Here is a 17,792-nt window from a genome sequence, read left to right on the forward strand (position 1 = left end):
ATAGGCTACGATTCCATTATGCGAATAGCGATTGTTAACGATTCAGTACTTGCGCTGGAGGGTCTCCGGCGCGTTATCTCCATGGTTCCCGAGTACCAGCTCATCTGGATGGCGCACGATGGTGCCGAGGCGGTAGAACGCTGCGCTGAGGATCTGCCCGATCTGATCCTGATGGATCTGATTATGCCGGTAATGGACGGTGTTGAGGCGTCACGGAAGATTATGCAGGCAACCCCCTGCGCAATTCTGGTGGTCACAGCAACGGTCAAAGGCAATGCTGCACTGGTCTTTGAGGCGATGGGGGCGGGTGCGCTCGATGCGGTCAATACGCCCGTGCTGGGTGCCGATGGAAATGCTGAGGGTAAGGATGCCCTGCTGCGAAAGATTAAGCTGGTTGGCACCCTGATTTCGCAACACAGCGAAAGTACGGTGGCGGCCGTTGACAGCAACCTCCCTGCCGTCAGCGATAGTAGCTGTCTGATTGCCATTGGCGCATCCACCGGTGGTCCCGCTGCACTCGCCGACCTGCTGGCCAAGCTGCCAGCTGACTTTCCCGCCGCGATTCTGATCTCGCAACATGTTGATGAGCAGTTTGTTGAGAGTTTCGCCGTGTGGCTCGACGGCCAGACCGATCTGAAGGTCCGTCTGGCCGCGGAAGGTGACAAGGTTGAGACGGGCACGGTGCTGATATCACCCTCAAACCATCACATGATTATGCAAGATGGATCACATGTCCGACTGAGTGAGCAGGTCAGTGATGCTCCCTACCATCCCTCGATCAACGCACTGTTTGATAGTGTTGCCTATAACTGGCGCGGTTGCGGTTACGGAGTGTTGATGACTGGCATGGGCTGGGACGGCGCTGCTGGGTTGCTCTCGATGCGGCGTGAGGGTTTCCACACCATCGCTCAGGATCAGACTAGCTGTGCCGTCTATGGCATGCCAAAGAAGGCCGTTGAGCTAGGTGCAGCCGATGAAGTGGTTGCGCTGGATGCATTGGCCAGTCGCCTGATTGCCCTGGTTACCGGGCGACAGAGTGGATGCAAGATTCCACAGGCACTCTAGTTCAAGCCTCAAACAGATACCCCGTTTATTTATGCCCGAGCAAGACTCCAAACTGAGACTCGATAAGTGGCTCTGGGCCGCACGTTTTTTCAAGACACGGCGTATTGCTGTTGAGGCGATTGATGGTGGTAAGGTCCATCTCAACGGTGCCCGGACCAAAGCGTCACGGACGGTTAAAGTCGGAGACGAGCTGAGTATCCATCGTGGTCATGAGGAGTACATAGTGACTATCGACGGACTCGCTGAGCGTCGCGGTCCGGCCAAAGAGGCGCAGTTGCTCTATAGCGAACATGAGCAGAGTCGTGAAAAACGTGAGCGGGAGGCCGAGCAGCGACGACTGCTCGCCAGCACCATGCCACCCTCCGACCATCGCCCCGATAAACGTGCGCGGCGAAAGATCGTCCGTTTCACGCGACGTGAACGTAAATAAGAAAACGCTTATACTGTCGTCAGATATCAGAGAGAGTGGGGTGTGAAGATTACGCCACCATTCGCAACTATTGGTGGGCAGGGTGCGGTAAATAGATCGTACGCTACTGAATTTATTGGACTTCATGGCTTTGAAGTCACGACTTACGGAGTTAACTTGCAATGGCCTCTATTGAACTCACTCAGGACAATTTTGACGAAATTATTACTAACAATGAGATCGTATTGATCGATTTCTGGGCAACCTGGTGCGGTCCGTGCCAGACATTTGGCCCCATTTTCGAGGAGACTTCAGAGAAGTATCCCGATGCCATCTTCGCCAAGGTCAATACCGAAGATCAGCAGGAGATTGCCGGACACTTTCAGATCCGCTCTATCCCGACCCTGATGATTTTCCGTGAGCAGATTATCGTCTTCTCACAGGCAGGCGCACTGCCAGCCAGTGGTCTGGAGCAGGTGATCGACAAGGTTAAAGATCTCGATATGGCAGATGTGCGTAAGCAGATCGAGTCCCAGATGGCGGATCAGCAACAGGAGGGTTAATTCTCCTCTCTGTCCCATAAAAAACCCGGCCTTGGCCGGGTTTTTTATGGGATTAATTTGGTTTTTCGTGTGATGGAGACACTTGTACAAGTAGGCGTGGCTTGTTACTGCATTATTGATGCATTCTGGCATCCTGTGAAGATTCAGAACTATGGATGGTAGCTATCAATGTGTTGTTGGGCTGCTGGAATCGTTTCACTGCAGTATTTTCTAACTCTCTTGCTGTTTCTCGTGTCACAGAATTTGATGACTTCTGGGAGAGAGTTCTTTAGTGCTATTGCAATAACTTCTTGTGCAACTCGGATTGACTAATCGTTTTCTTTTTCAAGTTCATCCGATAATTTGACGAGTACCCAGTAGTTGTTTAATGGTTCCCGGAATAGAGCATCTTCGGCGGCTAAGTTGTAAAGCCCTTCCATAGTACTTAGAAAATCTTTTCTGAGTGCTTGTTGAGTATCTTTGATTTCCTTTTCCAGTAAATAGTGGCTGCTACTAGCGCCCAGAATTGCACTGATAATAGCGATTAGTGATATGAATATTGCGGCTGATAGATTCTTAAACATTGAGGTTCCTTTTCGGATATATCCTTACTATTGAGTCGTGCAAATTGGCCCTATTCTACGCAACGCAGTTAATAAATGGCCAAAGGCAATGTCGTCTTTGATTTGGAGATGGTTTGGAATAGCAAACGCTTAGGTTTACTAGACCTACAGATCTTCCTAGCCATTCAATTTTTAAGGGTGTTTCGGCCAGTACAGTACTTGTATTTCACACGAATACCTCAATAAATCTAATCCATAATGGTAATGTCTGGATCGCTCGGGCATTATTGAGTGTAATAGTAGGATATAGCTGTTTTCTAACGTAGTAGCGTGAATTAGAGGTAGAGAGAGTATGCGGCCATCGCAACTGTTGACCGTCCTGGAGCGTGAATTTCTGAGTGCACGCACCGGTCAGCACACCCCTGTCATGATGTGGGGCGCCCCTGGCGTCGGAAAGTCTCAGATCGTCTCCGAAATCGCCGAGAAACACGGTGTACCACTGGTCGATATTCGTCTCTCGCAGATGGAGCCGAGCGACCTGCGCGGTATCCCGTTCCGCAGCGATGAGCATGTTGAGTGGGCAATCCCCTCGATGTTGCCCGATGCCGAGCGTCATGGTGCCGAGGGCATCCTGTTTCTCGATGAGATCACCTCGGCACCACCGAGTGTTTCGGCCGCCGCCTATCAGCTGATTCTCGATCGTCGCCTCGGTGAGTACTACATTCCCGAGGGGTGGGCGATCTTTGCCGCCGGTAATCGCCAGGGTGACCGCGGTGTGACCTACAGCATGCCGGCACCGCTAGCCAACCGTTTCTCCCACTTTGAGCTGGAGGTTAACCTCGACGACTGGGTCTCCTGGGCCTATGCCAACGGCATTGATGAGCGGTTGATCGCCTTCCTGCGTTTCCGCCCCGAACTGTTGTTCGATTTTGATCCGGCACACAATCCAGTCGCCTTCCCCTCGCCACGTACCTGGGAGTTTGCCCATCGTGGTCTACAGAAGTTTGGCGATCACAATGAGCTGCTCTCACCGGCGCTGCAGTCGTGTGTGGGGCCTGCGGCCGGTATCGAGCTGGCCGCCTTTATCGACAATATGGAGAAGCTGCCCGATATCGATGCGATCATCAGTGGCGATAGTCTCGATGTACCCAAGGAGGTCGATCTGCAGTACGCGGTCGCCTCGGCGTTGGTCGCCCGTGCGCTGCAGGCGAAGGGGAGTGAGAATGCCAACACCACCTTTGGTCATATCCTCGACTATGCCAGAGGTTTTCGTCAGCGTGAGATGGGAGTGATGTTGGTTTCTGATATGCACCGGGCGATTGGTCAGGACCTCTTCAGCGTGCCGCAGTTCTCGCACTGGGCGAAGGCGGTCGCTGACGTAATGTTGTTCGAGGGGTAGGCGTGGCCGATTCTGTCGAGACCAAACTGAGCGCGGCCCGCACGCGCCTGATTCTCGACAAACCGTTTCTCGGTGCGCTGGTGATGCGTTTGCCGATGGTCGAGGCCAATCCCGACTGGTGTGCGACGACTGCCACCGATGCACGTAGCTTCTACTTCAATCGCAGCTATATCGAAGATCTCTCGGTCTCACAGACTCAGTTTGTGCTCGCTCATGAGGCGCTGCACTGCGCATTGTCACACTTCTCTCGCCGACAATACCGGGTCAAACACCGCTGGGATCTCGCATGTGATTTCGCTGTCAATCCGTTACTGCTTCGCGATGATCTGATTCCTCCGCCTAACGCCATCGTTATCGAAGAGTATGACGATATGACGGCCGAGGAGATCTACCCCCTTATCGACGATAAGGATGATTCCGAACTACTCGATCAGCACCTCTATGATGGTGACAATGAGGGCGAGGAGCAGAACAACAGCCAGGGTAGTCAGGGTGGTAGTGGCTCTGAGAAGGAGCTCGATGATAACGAACCCGGCGGTTCCAAAGGGGCCAAGGCGCCACCACCACTCTCGGTCGAGGAGCAGCAGCAGCTTGAGGTGCAGTGGCGTCAGCGAATGGCGAGTGCCGCCCAGCAGGCGCTACAGGCGGGCAAGCTGAGTGGGGCGATGGCGCGCATGGTCGATCACATGCTGCAGCCACAGCTGCCGTGGCGCATGCTGCTGGCGCGTTACATGACCGCCACCGCTCGTGATGACTACAGCTATTCTCGCCCCTCGCGGCGTGAGGGCGATGCGATCTTCCCGTCGCTGCGTAGTGCCGAGATTGAGGTGGTGGTGGTGCTCGATACCAGCGGTTCAGTGAATGATCGAGAGATCAGTGAATTTCTCTCCGAGGTGAACTCCATCAAGGCGCAGACCCGCGCCAACATTACCCTACACGCCTGTGATGCCGCGCTCTCACCCAAGGGGCCCTGGTCCTTTCAGCCGTGGGAGGAGTGCGCCCTGCCTGAGGAGCTGGAGGGCGGTGGCGGATCCGATTTCCGTCCCATTTTCGAGTGGCTCGATCGTGAGGGGCGGAGCCCCAATCTGCTGGTCTACTTCACCGATGCGCTGGGCGATTTCCCTGAGATTGAACCCAATCTGCCGGTAATCTGGCTGGTGAAGGGTAAGGCCAGGGTGCCCTGGGGGCAGCGCGTACAGCTCAACTGATGGTGTATGGTTTGTCTGATGGCAGAGATGATTTCAGGAGTGATAGTTGGAACTGAGTAGTGAAGATTCGCTGCGCCTCAACGTGATGCTCGTGACCGCCGAGGCGATCCGCATCGACGAACATGCGATGGTTGTTCACGGCCTCACCGGTGAGGATGAGGCGCGTGTGAAGCTCAATCCGACCGGGCGCGATGAGCAGTATCTGAGCGCTGTGCGCGAACTGCTCTCCACCCATGCGCTCGACTCCCCGCAGGGTTATCCCGTCTTTCTGCGCCGCTGGGCGCGGATGGGGCAGATCTCCAATTCACCACTCGACAAACTGCTGCTAATCGGCGAGCCGGAGGCTGTGATTGCAGTCGCCTGCGCACCTGATTTGACCGATGATCTGGCTCGTCTCGCCTGGTGGGCCTCGCCGACTGCTGAGGTGGCGGGGCGCATGCTTGAGAATGAAGCGGTGCGTGATGGGGTGATGGGACCGGTGCTGGCTGAATATCTGGCCGAGTTTCTACCCTTTGAGAGTGAACCAGAGCAGATGCTGCGCAGCGTGAGGCTGATTCTGCGCCCCGGTCTGATCGATGAGAAGATGCGCGCCAAACTGTGGGACACCGGTCGTACCCGCAAGGCCTATCGGGTCGGTTTTCTGGAGAAAATGCCCAATGAGCTACCGCAGCAACTCACCCCACGTAGCGACTACCCACGCTACCTCGAGCAGCTGCAGCAGCTACAGCAGCAGGGCAATCGTACCGCTGGGGTGATGCTGCGCGCACTCGATCAGCGCGGCCAGAGTTTTCTCGATGCCTGCCAGGATGTGCTGCGCCGTCCCGGTGATCAGGATGTTGTGGCTGCGCTGTTTGATGCGATCGGTAGTTACTTTGCAGAACTGCGTAGTGATGTGGAGCAGTTCCGCGATATGTCACTACTGCTTGAATACGCTGCTCAGGTACTCGAGTCGGAGGATGAGCGTGTGTCGTTAATCTCAGCTATTCCCGAGCTTCGTGAAGAGCTGCTTGCGGCAGTGGCCTTGGCTCATATCGATGAGGGGGTGCTGATTCCGCTCTTCTCCCACTCTGATGCAGTTGGTACTCTACTGCGCAAGAAGCTGATCCCGATTACCGATCCGCTGGTCGAACTGTTCCAGACGCTACGTACACCACGAGATTAGAACATCATGCCTCCCCATATTGAGATCGTCCGTGTTGCTCTTATTGTCGAAGTGAGGTTGCTACCGGAGACTCTTGAGGAGCACGTCGGTTACCCACCGTTGCATCTGGGCGAGGTGTTGGCGAGTCAGGTAGATGCATCGGTCAACGCCAGTGGCATGGGCTACTATCCACCGCTGAAGCAGTTGCAGGGTGATCCGGCGATCGAGTCCGATCTGCTGGGGCTGCTCGAGGAGCTTGCCTGGCATGCGAGTGAATATGCACGTGTAGAGTTTCGTCGTCATTTGCGCCCAGCCTTCTCCTACCTCAAGATTGAGTCGGTACAATCGACCTCCTATACCATGCCGCGTGCACGCCCCGGTCGCGCCAATGCGTTAATTGAGCTGGCCAGACACTACGCGCCCGACTCGGTGAGGGTTGAATTGATGACGAGCTCACTGACCCGTGATGAGGGGGGGGATGAGAGTCACGCGGCGATGGTGGAACTCACCTCACAGAAGGTTCAGCGTAGCCTCTCGCAGTATTTCGATCAGATTGAGGTATGCAACGCCCGAGTGGTAGACCCTACTAGTTAAGTAGATGCTGATAGACCCTGGAAACTGTGACCTGTGCACGGACCTGACAGGTTGCTGACATTAGTATTAAGAACAATAAGAACAGGAGTTTCACTATGGCGATTTCGTCGACGATAAGAAGGGAGCTTGACGGACTAGGCGTCGCCTATCGTCAGATAATTCATCCGCGCACCATGAGTCTTGAACAGGCAGCTGAAGCGGCCGATGTTGAGCAGCAGGAGATGGCGCGTGGGGTACTGCTCAAAGATGAGCAGGGTATCGTAATGGCGGTACTGCCGGTCAGCCATGTCATCAACTTCCACTCCCTCAAGGAGCTGCTCGGCCGCACACTCGAGATGAGTGGGGTAAACGGCATGAGTGAACAGTTCTCCGATTGCGAGGAGGGTTCGATCCCGCCCTTTGGCAGTCTGTTTGGTATTGAGACCATTGTCGATGAGTCGCTTGCGGGGCTCAGCAAGGTCTATTTTGAACCGGGTAGCCACACGACCCTGATTGAGCTGGGCGGCACCGATTTTGGCAATTTGCAGAAAAGCGCCCGTTTTGCCAGCTTCTCCACCTCATCGCACGATCTAAAAGTCAGGCAGGCGAAAGAGCAGGGTGGCCCGATCGTGCTGCCCGAGGTTGAGGGGCTTACACCTCTTGCCGAGGTAAAAAAACGGATCGAGGGGCTCTATAAACTGCCTGCGATGCCGGAGATGGCGCGTCGTATTCTCAAGCTGCGTGATGATCCAAATGCGGGTGCCAAGGAGCTGGCCTCGATCGTTGAACTCGATCCCAGTCTCGCCGCGCAGGTGATTCGCTACGCCAACTCGCCGCTGTTCGGTTATGCCGGCAAGCTTGATACCCTGCAGGAGGCGATCGCCAGGGTGCTCGGTTTTGAGGCGGTACTCAATATGGCTCTGGGTCTCTCTGCCGGAGGTACGCTACGCAATCCGCCCGACGGCCCACTCGGACTCAACGCCTTCTGGAAACACGCCACCTACTGTGCCGCCGCCTGTCAGATGCTAGCCAAGATGATGCCCAAGGGTAAGCGGCCAAAACTTGGTATGGCCTACCTCACCGGTCTTTTGCACAACTTCGGTTTCCTGATGCTTGGCCACATCTTCATGCCAGAGTTCTTCCTGCTCAACAAGATGGTCGCCGCGAATCCCGAAACCCCCATCACGGTGCTGGAGAAGCGCATGATCGGTATGGGTGATGCGCAGAATGTACTTAGCATGGGGCACGCTGAGGTGGGTGCCTGGTTGATGGAGAGCTGGGAGATGCCGGAGGAGCTGATCGTCAGTATGCGTGAGCATCATAATGCCGACTACACCAGTGAGTACGCCGTCTACGCACAGCTGATTCTGCTCGCCAATACCCTGCTCAAGGGGCACGACATCGGCGATGCCGATAGTGATGAGATCTCACCTGCGATACTCGAAGCGCTTGGGCTTGAAGAGGATCAGGTAATTGAGGCGATGGTGGAATTCATGGAGAACTCTAGCAACCTGGACGATCTGGCCTCTCAGTTAGCTGCCTGATTAACAGTTAGCAAAAAAAGCGGCGACGGCCTGTTGGCCCCGCCGCTTTTTTATTGCCTGGTATTTATTAGATAAATAACAATAAGATAGTGTTTGTTTGTGGGCTTGAAGCCGAATGATTGATGGCCTGTTCAGCCGTTGTTATACCCATAAAGTGAGTGGATTCCCGCATCCAAACAGTGAATAGGTGGCGCAGCCCTCGGGTGGCATAATCGAGGGGTCTACCAAGCGAAGTTTCCAGGAGAATAAGAACTATGAGAATCATACTGTTGGGCGGGCCGGGTGCCGGTAAGGGTACCCAGGCCAACGTCATTAAAGAGAAGTACAACATTCCACAGATCTCCACCGGCGACATGCTGCGTGCCCACGTCAAGCAGGGTACCGAGCTCGGTGTGGCGGCGAAGAAGATTATGGATGAGGGCGGTCTTGTCTCGGATGACATCATCATGGGCATGGTAAAGGCGCGTATTACTGAAGATGACTGCAAGAACGGATACCTGTTCGACGGTTTCCCACGAACCATCCCTCAGGCCGAGGCGTTGAAGGCTGAGGGTGTTGAGGTTGATGCCGTGGTTGAGATTGATGTGCCTGATGGTGAGATCATCACCCGTATGAGTGGCCGTCGTGTGCACATGGCATCGGGTCGTACCTACCACGTTACCTTTAATCCACCCAAGGTCGAGGGTAAGGATGATGAGACCGGTGAAGATCTGATCCAGCGTGATGACGATCAGGAAGAGACCGTGAAGGCACGTCTCAAGGTCTATCACGACCAGACCGAGCCGCTAGTCGCCTTCTACTCGAAGTGGGCCGAGGCTGGTGAGGCCGGAGCGCCGAAATACATCAAGGTCAACGGTGTTGGAAAGCTCGATGAAATTACCGGTGCCATCATGGATGGGCTGGCAAGCGTATAATCGCACCGCTAGTGTGATCTACACTGAGGAACGCCCCAGCGATGGGGCGTTTTTTATTGGGGATTGTTTTGTATTAGGCTGTTGGCAAAGCATGCGGTGTCTAGGGATTTGAAACTGAAAATAATAATAAAACTGGTTGTGATAGTCGGGCTGCTGTTAGGAGCGGGCTATCAACTGTTGCCCCTTCTCGAGCAGAATGTGGTAACCCTCCATCATGCGCCAGACTCACAGATACAACTGGATGCTGATCTGACGCTCAATATCACCGGTACAATCGCAGGCCCTCAGCGGGATCTGCACTACCGTATTAATGGTAGCGCCTGGCAGCCGATCCCTCACGACAAGCTTCGCGCCTCATTCCCCAATTTCACTCTGGAGATCGCCTCATCGCAATTGATGATAGGTGAGAACTGTATCGGCTTTGACGTGCCAGTTACCTATCAGTCGATGCAGTTAGAGGGGCGGCAGCGCTGTTTCGACTACCAGCCACGTGCGATGCAGTTACCGTTCACCGTCGACTGGGCAGATGAAACGCTGAATGTTCAGGATGGACATTGGGAGGTGGTGCGGGATCAGCATGGTGCGACTGTTCGACCAGTACCCGGTAGTGAAGACTATGACCGCATTCTACTTGTCAGTGGGGCGTTTGCGGGTCCACGACGTGTCGAGACGCAGTTGGTTTTTCGCCAGGCGACGAATGGTAAAAAACCGTTCGGTTTTGGTGTGTTGCCGCTCTGGGGTGGTCATCCCGATCAGCCGGGGCACTACCCGAGACGTGGCTGGCGTTTTGGGCTTGGCTGGTACTACTCCAGATATCCAGGTATCGGAGTGGAGCTGTCAGAACAACTGGTGGATAGTCCAGCGCGGTTTGCCAAGCAGTTACAGAATTTCACCATCACGCCCAACCAGCCCTATAACCTGATCATTGAAGCGGAGTGGCAGCGGGACCAGCAACCCGCCGTTGTCGAGCTCAGGATGAAGTGGTGGCCTGAGGGTGAGTCCGAGCCCGTCCATTGGATCAGTGTGCAGGAGAGGGCTGAGGATGTGCTGCCTTCACACGATTACGCTGTGGCGCTGCTGGCACATAGGACTCAGGTTGAATTTGGGTCCGTCAGAGTGATGCCGATTGTGTCTGCGCATGGAGGGGAGTAGTCGCGTGAATATCTACGGCGTAGCTACGGTTTCTGCTGGAATCGATTGTTTATGATGAAGGTCGCAATCCTTGCGGGAGGGAAGGGAACTCGTTTGAGTGAAGAGACGACGATCCGGCCCAAGCCGATGGTAGAGATTGGGGGTGAACCGATTCTGCACCACATCATGCGTTACTACGCCGCCCATGGTTTTTCTGAATTTGTTATCGCGACGGGCTATCTGGGCGAACAGATTGTCGACCACTTCTGTTCCAGGGGTGAGGTTGTTGATGGACCGGCCGGCGCTGTACGGGTGGTAGGTTGCGATGATGAAGCGTGGATCATCGATCTGGTTGATACCGGCACTGAGACCAATACTGGTGGGCGTATTAAACGCCTGGCACCCTATCTGAGTGACGCAACCTTTATGCTCACCTGGGGTGATGGTCTGGCTGATGTCGATCTCGCTGCGCTGACGGCCTTCCATCGTCAACATGGTGGCCACGCCACGGTGACCGCCGTGCATCCTCCGGCGAGATTTGGCAGACTGTCGCTCGATCAGGAGAGGGTCACCGCCTTTGCGGAGAAAACGGTTGATCCTGACGAGTGGATCAATGGCGCTTTCTTTGTGCTGGAGCCTGCTGTGTTTGGCTATATCGAAGGTGATTCAACCCTCTGGGAGGGGGCGCCGCTTGAAGAGCTGAGCCGTGACGGTCAGCTGCTGGCCTATCGTCACGAGGGTTTTTGGCAGTGCATGGATACGCTCCACGAAAAAGAGATGTTGAATAAGATATGGAGCCGCGGCGATGCACCGTGGCTCGTGAAAGGAAATCATTAGTAATGAAAGTTTTGATTACTGGCCATAACGGTTATATAGGCACTCTGCTTACGCCAATGCTGCAGCAGGCAGGACACGAGCTTTTCGGTATCGATAGCTATCTCTTTGAGCCCTGTTGGTTTGGTCCTGAAACAGCCGATATCCCCTCGTTGCGGCTCGATATTCGTGACATTGAGCTACACCATCTCAATGGATATGACGCAGTGATACATCTCGCCGGGCTCTCCAATGATCCGCTCGGCGATCTCAATCCCGAATGCACCTACGCGATTAACCATCGCGCTTCGGTACGTGTCGCTCAGCTCGCCAAACAGGCGGGTGTCAGCCGCTTTATCCACGCCTCCACCTGCAGTCTCTATGGTGCGGCAGGTAATGAGTTCCTCGACGAAGGCGCGGCATTTAATCCCGTTACACCCTACGGTGAGGCGAAGCTGCTGGTGGAGCAGGATCTGATGCCGATGGCGGATGATGATTTCAGCCCGGTCTATCTACGCAGTGGAACCGCCTACGGCAGCTCACCCAAGTTGCGTGGTGATCTGGTAATTAACAACCTGCTTGGTTACGCCATCACCACCGGTGAGATTCTGCTCAAGAGTGACGGCACACCCTGGCGACCGTTGGTTCACGTCGAGGATATTGCGTTGGCGTTCAAGGCAGCACTTGAGGCACCACGCGAGGCGATTCATAACCAGGCCTTCAATGTCGGTCTTACCGAAGAGAACTTCCGTGTGAGTGAGTTGGCAGAGATCATCGCCGCCGAGATTCCCAGTAGCAAGATTCGTATCGATGACGGGGCTGGCCCCGACAGGCGCAACTACCGCGTCAACTGCGACAAGATTGCTGAGATGCTGCCCGGCTTCAAGCCGAAGTGGCGTGCCGAGACCGGCATCGCCGATCTGGCACGAGACTACGTGCAGCATCAGACATCCCTCAAAGAGTTTCTCAGTAGTCGTTACCTGCGTATCAAACATGTGAAGGAGCTGCAGGATTCGGGTGAACTGAACAGCGATCTCTTCTGGGCTCAGGCTGTCAAAAGGGCGGTCTAGTGCCGGTCTGTTGTCGCTCATGCGGTGAGCCAATCTCGTCGCCGTTCCTGCGTCTGGGTGATCTACCGCTGGTCGATCGTCTGGTTGATCTGGACGGTTCGTACGATGATGAGCCGCGCTTCCCGCTGGAACTCGTCCTGTGTGAAGTGTGTGGCTTGGTACAGATCACTGAGACGGTCGAGCCTGAACGGCTCTTCTGCGACGACTATCCGTACTACTCCTCCTACTCCAGCTCCTGGCTCGATCACGCCCAGCACTATGCCGAGGCGGTGATCGCGGAACATAAACTCAATGCAGAGAGCCTGGTGGTGGAGCTGGCGAGTAACGACGGTTACTTACTGCGTAATTTCAAACAGGCGGGAATTCCGGTGCTCGGTATCGATCCTGCTGAGGGTCCGGCTGCGGTTGCCAATAAGCAGGGTATCGAGACGCGGGTCGAGTTTTTCGATACAGCACTCGCAGCCCGTATGGCTGAGCAGGGGCAGAGCGCCGACCTGATCGTGGCCAATAATGTGTTGGCCCATGTGGCCGACCTGAACGGCTTTGTTGCCGGAATGGCTACGCTATTAAAACCGACGGGAGTGATCACCATCGAGGTCCCCTATCTCGATGATCTGGTGCAGAAGTGCGCCTTCGATACGATCTACCACGAGCACTTCTGTTACTTTTCGGTCACGGCGCTCAACAATCTTTTTACCCGACATGGGCTCTCACTCAACCGCGTGGACCGGCTGCGCTCACATGGCGGATCGTTGAGGCTTTACGTAGAACATATGGTTCAGCCCGATGCCTCGGTGGATGGGTTGCTTGAGCGTGAGGTGCAGATCGGTATAACACGCCCCGACTACTTTAAGAGTTTTACCGAACAGGTTTCGGTAAAAACTTCTGAACTGAAACAGCTTCTCAAGAGGCTGCGGGGTGAGGGTAAAAAGATTGCGGCCTACGGTGCGGCGGCCAAGGGCGTCATCATGCTGGAGGTTGCGGGTATCGGCAGTGAGTTGATCGACTATGTGGTCGATCGCAATCCCAATAAACAGGGCAAGGGAATGCCTGGTAGTCACATCCCGATCTATGCCCCTGAGCATATGGATGTGCAACCGGTCGATTGCCTGCTGATTCTGCCGTGGAATCTCAGAGATGAGATCGTCGCGCAGCTGGATGATTTCAGCGCGTCTGGTGGAGCATTTATCGTGGCGTTGCCAACGCTGGAGCTGTTCGAGTGACAGCCACTGAATGCTCCTGTGCCTGCTGCGGTGCCGAAAACCTTACTGGTTTCTATCGGGTCGATGGGGTGCCGGTCCACAGCGTATTGTTGATGGCTTCCAGAGAAGAGGCGCTTGCCTATCCGCAACAGGATATTGAGCTGGCGATCTGCAAAAGTTGTGGCTTTATTCAAAACATCCATTTTGATCCGAGTTACCACGAATACTCCGAACGTTATGAGGAGACGCAGGGCTACTCGGCCCACTTTCGTAGCTTCCTGAATGAGTTTGTGGATGAGTTGATTGAGCGCCATCAGCTGCACAACAGAACCGTCGTTGAGATCGGCTGTGGCAAGGGTGAATTTTTAAGCCTGCTTTGTCGGCAGGGAAACAACCGTGGTATCGGTATTGATGCCAGCTATGTACCGGGACGGATTGCAGAACATGCCGATCTCGATCTCACCTTTATCCAGGGATTCTTTGAAGAACATACCGATGTGATCGCCGTGGCCGAGGTAATTATCTGTCGTCACACCCTGGAGCATATCGCCCGGCCCGCCGAGTTTATGCACAAGCTGCGTGAGGCGATTCCCGAGGGAAGCAGACCGCTGATTATCTTCGATTTGCCCGATACCACGCGGGTACTCGAAGAGCGTGCTTTCTGGGATGTCTACTATGAGCATTGCGCCTACTTCACGCCGACTTCTCTGGCGGCGCTATTCAGGCAGGAGGGCTTGGCACCGCAGACACTCTACCGACGTTACGGTGAACAGATGTTGGTGGTTGAGGCCTATCCGGATGAGACGGGTGACAAACAGACGTTCTCGTTGGAGCGACCAGTCGCTGAACTGGTTACGCTAAGTGATGAATTTTCCCAAAGCGTGGAGAGAACTGTGGATGGGTGGTCTCAGCGTGTACAGAGGGCCAATCAGGCTGGGCAGCGGGTGGTGCTTTGGGGTTCCGGTTCCAAGGCGGTCTCCTTTATCAGTGCGCTTGGCAATGGGTGTCGTATCGATGCGGTGGTTGATATCAACCCTCATCGGCAAGGCTCCTACATGGCGGGTTCGGGTTATGAAATTAGTGCGCCCGCATCGTTAGCGGCCTTGCAACCCGATCTGGTGATTGTGATGAATCCTGTTTATGAACAGGAGATTGCAGCTGAGCTAAAGCAGCTGGGTGTTAAGACTGAACTGGTGAGTCTCTAACCGTGATTAGGGCGTGTCCATGCTGTGCTACGGTGCTACCAGAGCCTTTCTTTCGGCTCAGTCAGTTACCACTCTTCTGTAATGTGCACTACGCCGATGCCGACTCTGCCCGCGCTGCGGCACGGGGCGATATTGAACTGGTGCTCTGTCCTGAGTGTCAGCTGATTACCAACCGGGCATTCGATTCAATGCGACTCGAATATAGTGATAGCTATGAAAATGCACTCCACTTCTCTCCGGTGTTTCGTGACTACGCATCATCGCTTGCGGCAGATTTGATCGAGCGTTTTGAACTGCAGGGTAAACGGATTGTTGAGTTGGGCGCGGGTGATGGCCATTTCCTCGGACTGCTCTGTGCAGACGGAATCAATCGCGGGGTCGGTTTCGATCCGGCCCTTCGTATCAGTGGTGAGACACCGCCCTGGTTAGAGCTTCACGTGGGTGAACATAATGCGCGGCAGCAGGGTGGTGAGGCCGATCTGATTGTTGCAAGACATCTGCTAGAGCATCTTCAAGCACCACTTCCCTATGTTAAATATCTACTCAATGAGTCGATGCTAAAAAATGATGGCGCACTCTACCTAGAGGTTCCAGATGGTCGTTACATGCTGGAACAGTTCGCCTTCTGGGATGTAATCTATGAGCATGTGCTCTACTTCTCCGATGTATCGCTTGGCAGGCTATTACGACGTGCCGAGGCTGGTGAGTACCGAATAAGTCGCGCCTTTGGTGATCAGTTCCTCTACGCGGAGGTCGATCGAGAGGGAGGGTTGTCAGTCAGTGAACCAAGCGGTGATCTGCAGCTGTTGGCTGAACGATTCGCTGCCGAGTGGAACAGTCAACTCTCCGTACTTGAGCAACGCATTGCAGTGTTGAGTAGTGAAAGTCGTAAGATTGCCATCTGGGGTGCAGGCTCTAAGGGTGTGACCTTCTCAAACCTCGTTAACGATCAGGGCGCTATTAAGGCCTTTATCGATATTAATGAGCGCAAACAGCACAGCTACGCAGCGGGCAGCGGCGTGCCGATAATGCCGCCTGAGTATATAAAACAGCACGATATTGATACGATTCTGATTATGAATGCCAACTACCAGCATGAGATTAAGGCGATGGTTCGCGATCTCGGTGGTTCGGCGGAATGCATAACAATTAAATAGAAACAGCAGACAAACAGCTATGTCCACGCAACATAATCGGTGCAGCGATGCACCCAGAGTCACTATCGGTCTGCCGGTCTATAACGGTGAGGACTTTCTTGCCGCTGCGTTGGAGTCATTGCTTGAACAGTCGTTCACCGACTTCGAACTGATTATCTCCGATAACGGCTCCGATGATTCCACTCAGGCGATCTGTGAAAAATTCGCAGCCGAAGATAGACGGGTGATCTACCTGCGTGAGCAGATCAACCGAGGTGCAGCGTGGAACTATAACCGCCTTGTCGAGAGGGCGAGGGGTGAATTCTTCAAATGGGCCGCTCATGATGATCTCTGTTCACCCGGCTACCTTGAGCAGACAGTGGCCGCGCTCGATGAAAATCGAGATGCAGTGCTCGCCTTTTCACACTCGATATTTATCGACGCCGAAGGTCGTGAGGTGGGTCTCTACTACGACCGGCTCGATATTAACCATCACAAACCCCATCGCCGTATGAAGCGGCTGGTGCGTACGCTGCACTTCTGTAATTCCGTATTTGGTCTGATCAGGCTCTCAGCGTTGAAAAAGACCCACCTCATCGGTACTCATCTCTCATCTGACAAAACGCTACTGACCGAGCTGGCGCTGCTGGGACATTTTCATCAGGTTGAGGACTTTCTCTTCTATCGCCGCCAGCATGAGAAGATGTCGGTGGCCGCCAATCGCAAGGCTAGCGACCTGCGAGCATGGTTCGATCCTGCCGAGCGAGATGTAAGGGATTACAAGGTGAAAGGACGACTACGACGCGAGCAGTATCGGGTGATCTGGCGTTCCGATTTGACGTTAACGGACAAGCTGCTCTGTTCTACTTCAACCTGTGTTGATCGATTTTATCGCAAGTGGTTTAAGCGAAGTTTTCACGCCGATTTTCAACAGCTTGTTTCGGTCGATAGCAATAAGTAATCCATAGTGGTAGGCGCGTTTATTCGAAAGCGTGCCGCAACCTTGCGCTGACCGCCATGGATAGCGAAGCGAAGGCGGTTAGTCCGCGATAGTCGACGCCGTCTGTATATTCGTAGTTGAGAGCGTGAGCGAACGACGTAGAAGCTTGGGCTTGGATGCCCAAAACAAACTTTCGCAAAAATAGCGACTCCCCGGATTCATGGAGAAGTGAAGTGAGTATGATCCATGTCATCATTGCAATAACCATTGGTCTATTAGCGACGGCGCTTTTGGATGTTTTTAGCATCCTCATGGCAAAGTATTTTGGTACGCCAAAGACTGAATGGCGTTTTATTGGTAGGTGGTTTTTGTTGATGAGAAAAGGCCAGTTTACCCATGGTCACATATCGAAGTCAGAGCAGGTGCAGGGTGAATTGGCATTTGGCTGGTTTATGCATTATTTGATTGGAGTCTCCTGGTCGCTGATATATTTTTTCTTAACGTATGTGGTGAGAGATGCCTCGCCCACGCTCTTGTCTGCGTCGCTGTTTGGTGTCGTAACTCTCGTTGTGCCCTATCTAATATTGCAGCCCGCATTGGGTCACGGGTTTTTTGCTCAAAAACACCCAAGACCCGTTGCAATGCCAATTTTAAGTTTTTTGTCTCATTTGACCTTTGGTCAGGCGATGTATCTCTTTTATCTGCTTTCTGGTCTGCTTGCGCTAAAGGGCTGAACGTAACCTGGTCTGATCAACAGGCAGCGCTATATGGACGATGGGATTGAATGTTTGAAAGGAAGTCTTGTTAACGATCGCTGACCGCCATGGATAGCGAAGCAAAGGCGGTTAGTCCGCGATAGTCGACGCCGTCTGCATATTCGTAGTTGAGAGCGCGAGCGAACGACGAAGAAGATGCAGCAGCGGCTTTATGTCGGCGT

At 54.1% G+C, this 17,792-nt stretch carries 18 protein-coding genes; 17 read left to right on the forward strand and 1 reads right to left on the reverse strand.

What is annotated here, in order from left to right:
- Positions 1-18 precede the first annotated feature (18 nt).
- From cheB to trxA, 3 genes are all read left to right on the forward strand, one after another.
- Entirely contained in the window at positions 19-1,065 is a 1,047-nt protein-coding gene (cheB, locus tag BOW52_RS05155) for a chemotaxis-specific protein-glutamate methyltransferase CheB (protein WP_078483022.1), read from the forward strand.
- A gap of 31 nt (positions 1,066-1,096) precedes the next feature.
- Positions 1,097-1,495, forward strand: coding sequence for an RNA-binding S4 domain-containing protein (locus BOW52_RS05160; RefSeq protein ID WP_078483023.1), 399 nt, complete (start codon positions 1,097-1,099; stop codon positions 1,493-1,495).
- Between the two features lie 161 nt (positions 1,496-1,656).
- The gene (trxA, locus tag BOW52_RS05165; protein WP_078483024.1) at positions 1,657-2,037 is read left to right on the forward strand and encodes a thioredoxin; all 381 of its coding nucleotides are present in this window, start codon (positions 1,657-1,659) and stop codon (positions 2,035-2,037) included.
- A gap of 308 nt (positions 2,038-2,345) precedes the next feature.
- Here trxA and BOW52_RS05170 read toward each other — a convergent pair whose 3' ends face one another.
- Positions 2,346-2,600, reverse strand: coding sequence for a hypothetical protein (locus BOW52_RS05170; RefSeq protein ID WP_078483025.1), 255 nt, complete (start codon positions 2,598-2,600; stop codon positions 2,346-2,348).
- 331 nt (positions 2,601-2,931) lie between these two features.
- Between BOW52_RS05170 and BOW52_RS05175 the strand changes: the two genes are divergently transcribed.
- From BOW52_RS05175 to BOW52_RS05240, 14 genes are all read left to right on the forward strand, one after another.
- Positions 2,932-3,978, forward strand: coding sequence for an AAA family ATPase (locus tag BOW52_RS05175; RefSeq protein WP_078483026.1), 1,047 nt, complete (start codon positions 2,932-2,934; stop codon positions 3,976-3,978).
- Positions 3,979-3,980: 2 nt separating this feature from the next.
- Positions 3,981-5,186, forward strand: coding sequence for a vWA domain-containing protein (locus BOW52_RS05180; protein WP_078483027.1), 1,206 nt, complete (start codon positions 3,981-3,983; stop codon positions 5,184-5,186).
- Positions 5,187-5,232: 46 nt separating this feature from the next.
- On the forward strand, positions 5,233-6,348 hold the full coding sequence (locus BOW52_RS05185) for a hypothetical protein (RefSeq protein WP_078483028.1): 1,116 nt from the start codon (positions 5,233-5,235) through the stop codon (positions 6,346-6,348).
- A 6-nt stretch (positions 6,349-6,354) separates the two neighbouring features.
- On the forward strand, positions 6,355-6,921 hold the full coding sequence (locus BOW52_RS05190; protein WP_078483029.1) for a hypothetical protein: 567 nt from the start codon (positions 6,355-6,357) through the stop codon (positions 6,919-6,921).
- A 95-nt stretch (positions 6,922-7,016) separates the two neighbouring features.
- Positions 7,017-8,444 (forward strand): HDOD domain-containing protein, encoded by a 1,428-nt coding sequence (locus BOW52_RS05195; protein WP_078483030.1) that lies wholly within the window; start codon positions 7,017-7,019, stop codon positions 8,442-8,444.
- A 254-nt stretch (positions 8,445-8,698) separates the two neighbouring features.
- Positions 8,699-9,358 (forward strand): adenylate kinase, encoded by a 660-nt coding sequence (adk, locus tag BOW52_RS05200; RefSeq protein WP_078483031.1) that lies wholly within the window; start codon positions 8,699-8,701, stop codon positions 9,356-9,358.
- 177 nt (positions 9,359-9,535) lie between these two features.
- Positions 9,536-10,510 (forward strand): hypothetical protein, encoded by a 975-nt coding sequence (locus BOW52_RS05205; RefSeq protein WP_135622055.1) that lies wholly within the window; start codon positions 9,536-9,538, stop codon positions 10,508-10,510.
- Positions 10,511-10,564: 54 nt separating this feature from the next.
- Positions 10,565-11,326, forward strand: a complete 762-nt coding sequence (gene rfbF, locus BOW52_RS05210) for a glucose-1-phosphate cytidylyltransferase (RefSeq protein ID WP_078483043.1) — start codon at positions 10,565-10,567, stop codon at positions 11,324-11,326.
- Between the two features lie 2 nt (positions 11,327-11,328).
- Positions 11,329-12,372, forward strand: a complete 1,044-nt coding sequence (locus tag BOW52_RS05215) for an NAD-dependent epimerase/dehydratase family protein (protein WP_078483033.1) — start codon at positions 11,329-11,331, stop codon at positions 12,370-12,372.
- Positions 12,372-13,595 carry a class I SAM-dependent methyltransferase gene (locus tag BOW52_RS05220; protein ID WP_135622057.1) on the forward strand — a complete coding sequence of 408 codons (1,224 nt, stop codon included), beginning with the start codon at positions 12,372-12,374 and terminating at the stop codon, positions 13,593-13,595. The genes BOW52_RS05215 and BOW52_RS05220 overlap by 1 nt, the downstream gene beginning before the upstream one ends.
- Positions 13,592-14,779, forward strand: a complete 1,188-nt coding sequence (locus BOW52_RS05225; RefSeq protein WP_236725645.1) for a class I SAM-dependent methyltransferase — start codon at positions 13,592-13,594, stop codon at positions 14,777-14,779. The genes BOW52_RS05220 and BOW52_RS05225 overlap by 4 nt, the downstream gene beginning before the upstream one ends.
- Before the next feature lie 32 nt (positions 14,780-14,811).
- The gene (locus BOW52_RS05230) at positions 14,812-15,936 is read left to right on the forward strand and encodes a class I SAM-dependent methyltransferase (RefSeq protein ID WP_078483036.1); all 1,125 of its coding nucleotides are present in this window, start codon (positions 14,812-14,814) and stop codon (positions 15,934-15,936) included.
- Between the two features lie 19 nt (positions 15,937-15,955).
- Complete coding sequence (locus BOW52_RS05235; protein WP_078483037.1) at positions 15,956-16,876, forward strand: glycosyltransferase family 2 protein; 921 nt, start codon at positions 15,956-15,958, stop codon at positions 16,874-16,876.
- Between the two features lie 218 nt (positions 16,877-17,094).
- The gene (locus BOW52_RS05240; protein WP_236725647.1) at positions 17,095-17,589 is read left to right on the forward strand and encodes a DUF2938 family protein; all 495 of its coding nucleotides are present in this window, start codon (positions 17,095-17,097) and stop codon (positions 17,587-17,589) included.
- Positions 17,590-17,792: the final 203 nt, after the last annotated feature.

Origin of the sequence: Solemya pervernicosa gill symbiont (genome assembly GCF_002020875.1) — a bacterium.
GTDB lineage: Bacteria > Pseudomonadota > Gammaproteobacteria.

Coding starts and splice junctions, on each gene's coding strand:
- cheB (WP_078483022.1), top strand. CDS start 19: ATGCGAATAGCGATTGTTAACGATTCAGTACTTGCGCTGGAGGGTCTC.
- BOW52_RS05160 (WP_078483023.1), top strand. CDS start 1,097: ATGCCCGAGCAAGACTCCAAACTGAGACTCGATAAGTGGCTCTGGGCC.
- trxA (WP_078483024.1), top strand. CDS start 1,657: ATGGCCTCTATTGAACTCACTCAGGACAATTTTGACGAAATTATTACT.
- BOW52_RS05170 (WP_078483025.1), bottom strand. CDS start 2,600: ATGTTTAAGAATCTATCAGCCGCAATATTCATATCACTAATCGCTATT.
- BOW52_RS05175 (WP_078483026.1), top strand. CDS start 2,932: ATGCGGCCATCGCAACTGTTGACCGTCCTGGAGCGTGAATTTCTGAGT.
- BOW52_RS05190 (WP_078483029.1), top strand. CDS start 6,355: ATGCCTCCCCATATTGAGATCGTCCGTGTTGCTCTTATTGTCGAAGTG.
- BOW52_RS05195 (WP_078483030.1), top strand. CDS start 7,017: ATGGCGATTTCGTCGACGATAAGAAGGGAGCTTGACGGACTAGGCGTC.
- adk (WP_078483031.1), top strand. CDS start 8,699: ATGAGAATCATACTGTTGGGCGGGCCGGGTGCCGGTAAGGGTACCCAG.
- rfbF (WP_078483043.1), top strand. CDS start 10,565: ATGAAGGTCGCAATCCTTGCGGGAGGGAAGGGAACTCGTTTGAGTGAA.
- BOW52_RS05215 (WP_078483033.1), top strand. CDS start 11,329: ATGAAAGTTTTGATTACTGGCCATAACGGTTATATAGGCACTCTGCTT.
- BOW52_RS05235 (WP_078483037.1), top strand. CDS start 15,956: ATGTCCACGCAACATAATCGGTGCAGCGATGCACCCAGAGTCACTATC.
- BOW52_RS05240 (WP_236725647.1), top strand. CDS start 17,095: ATGATCCATGTCATCATTGCAATAACCATTGGTCTATTAGCGACGGCG.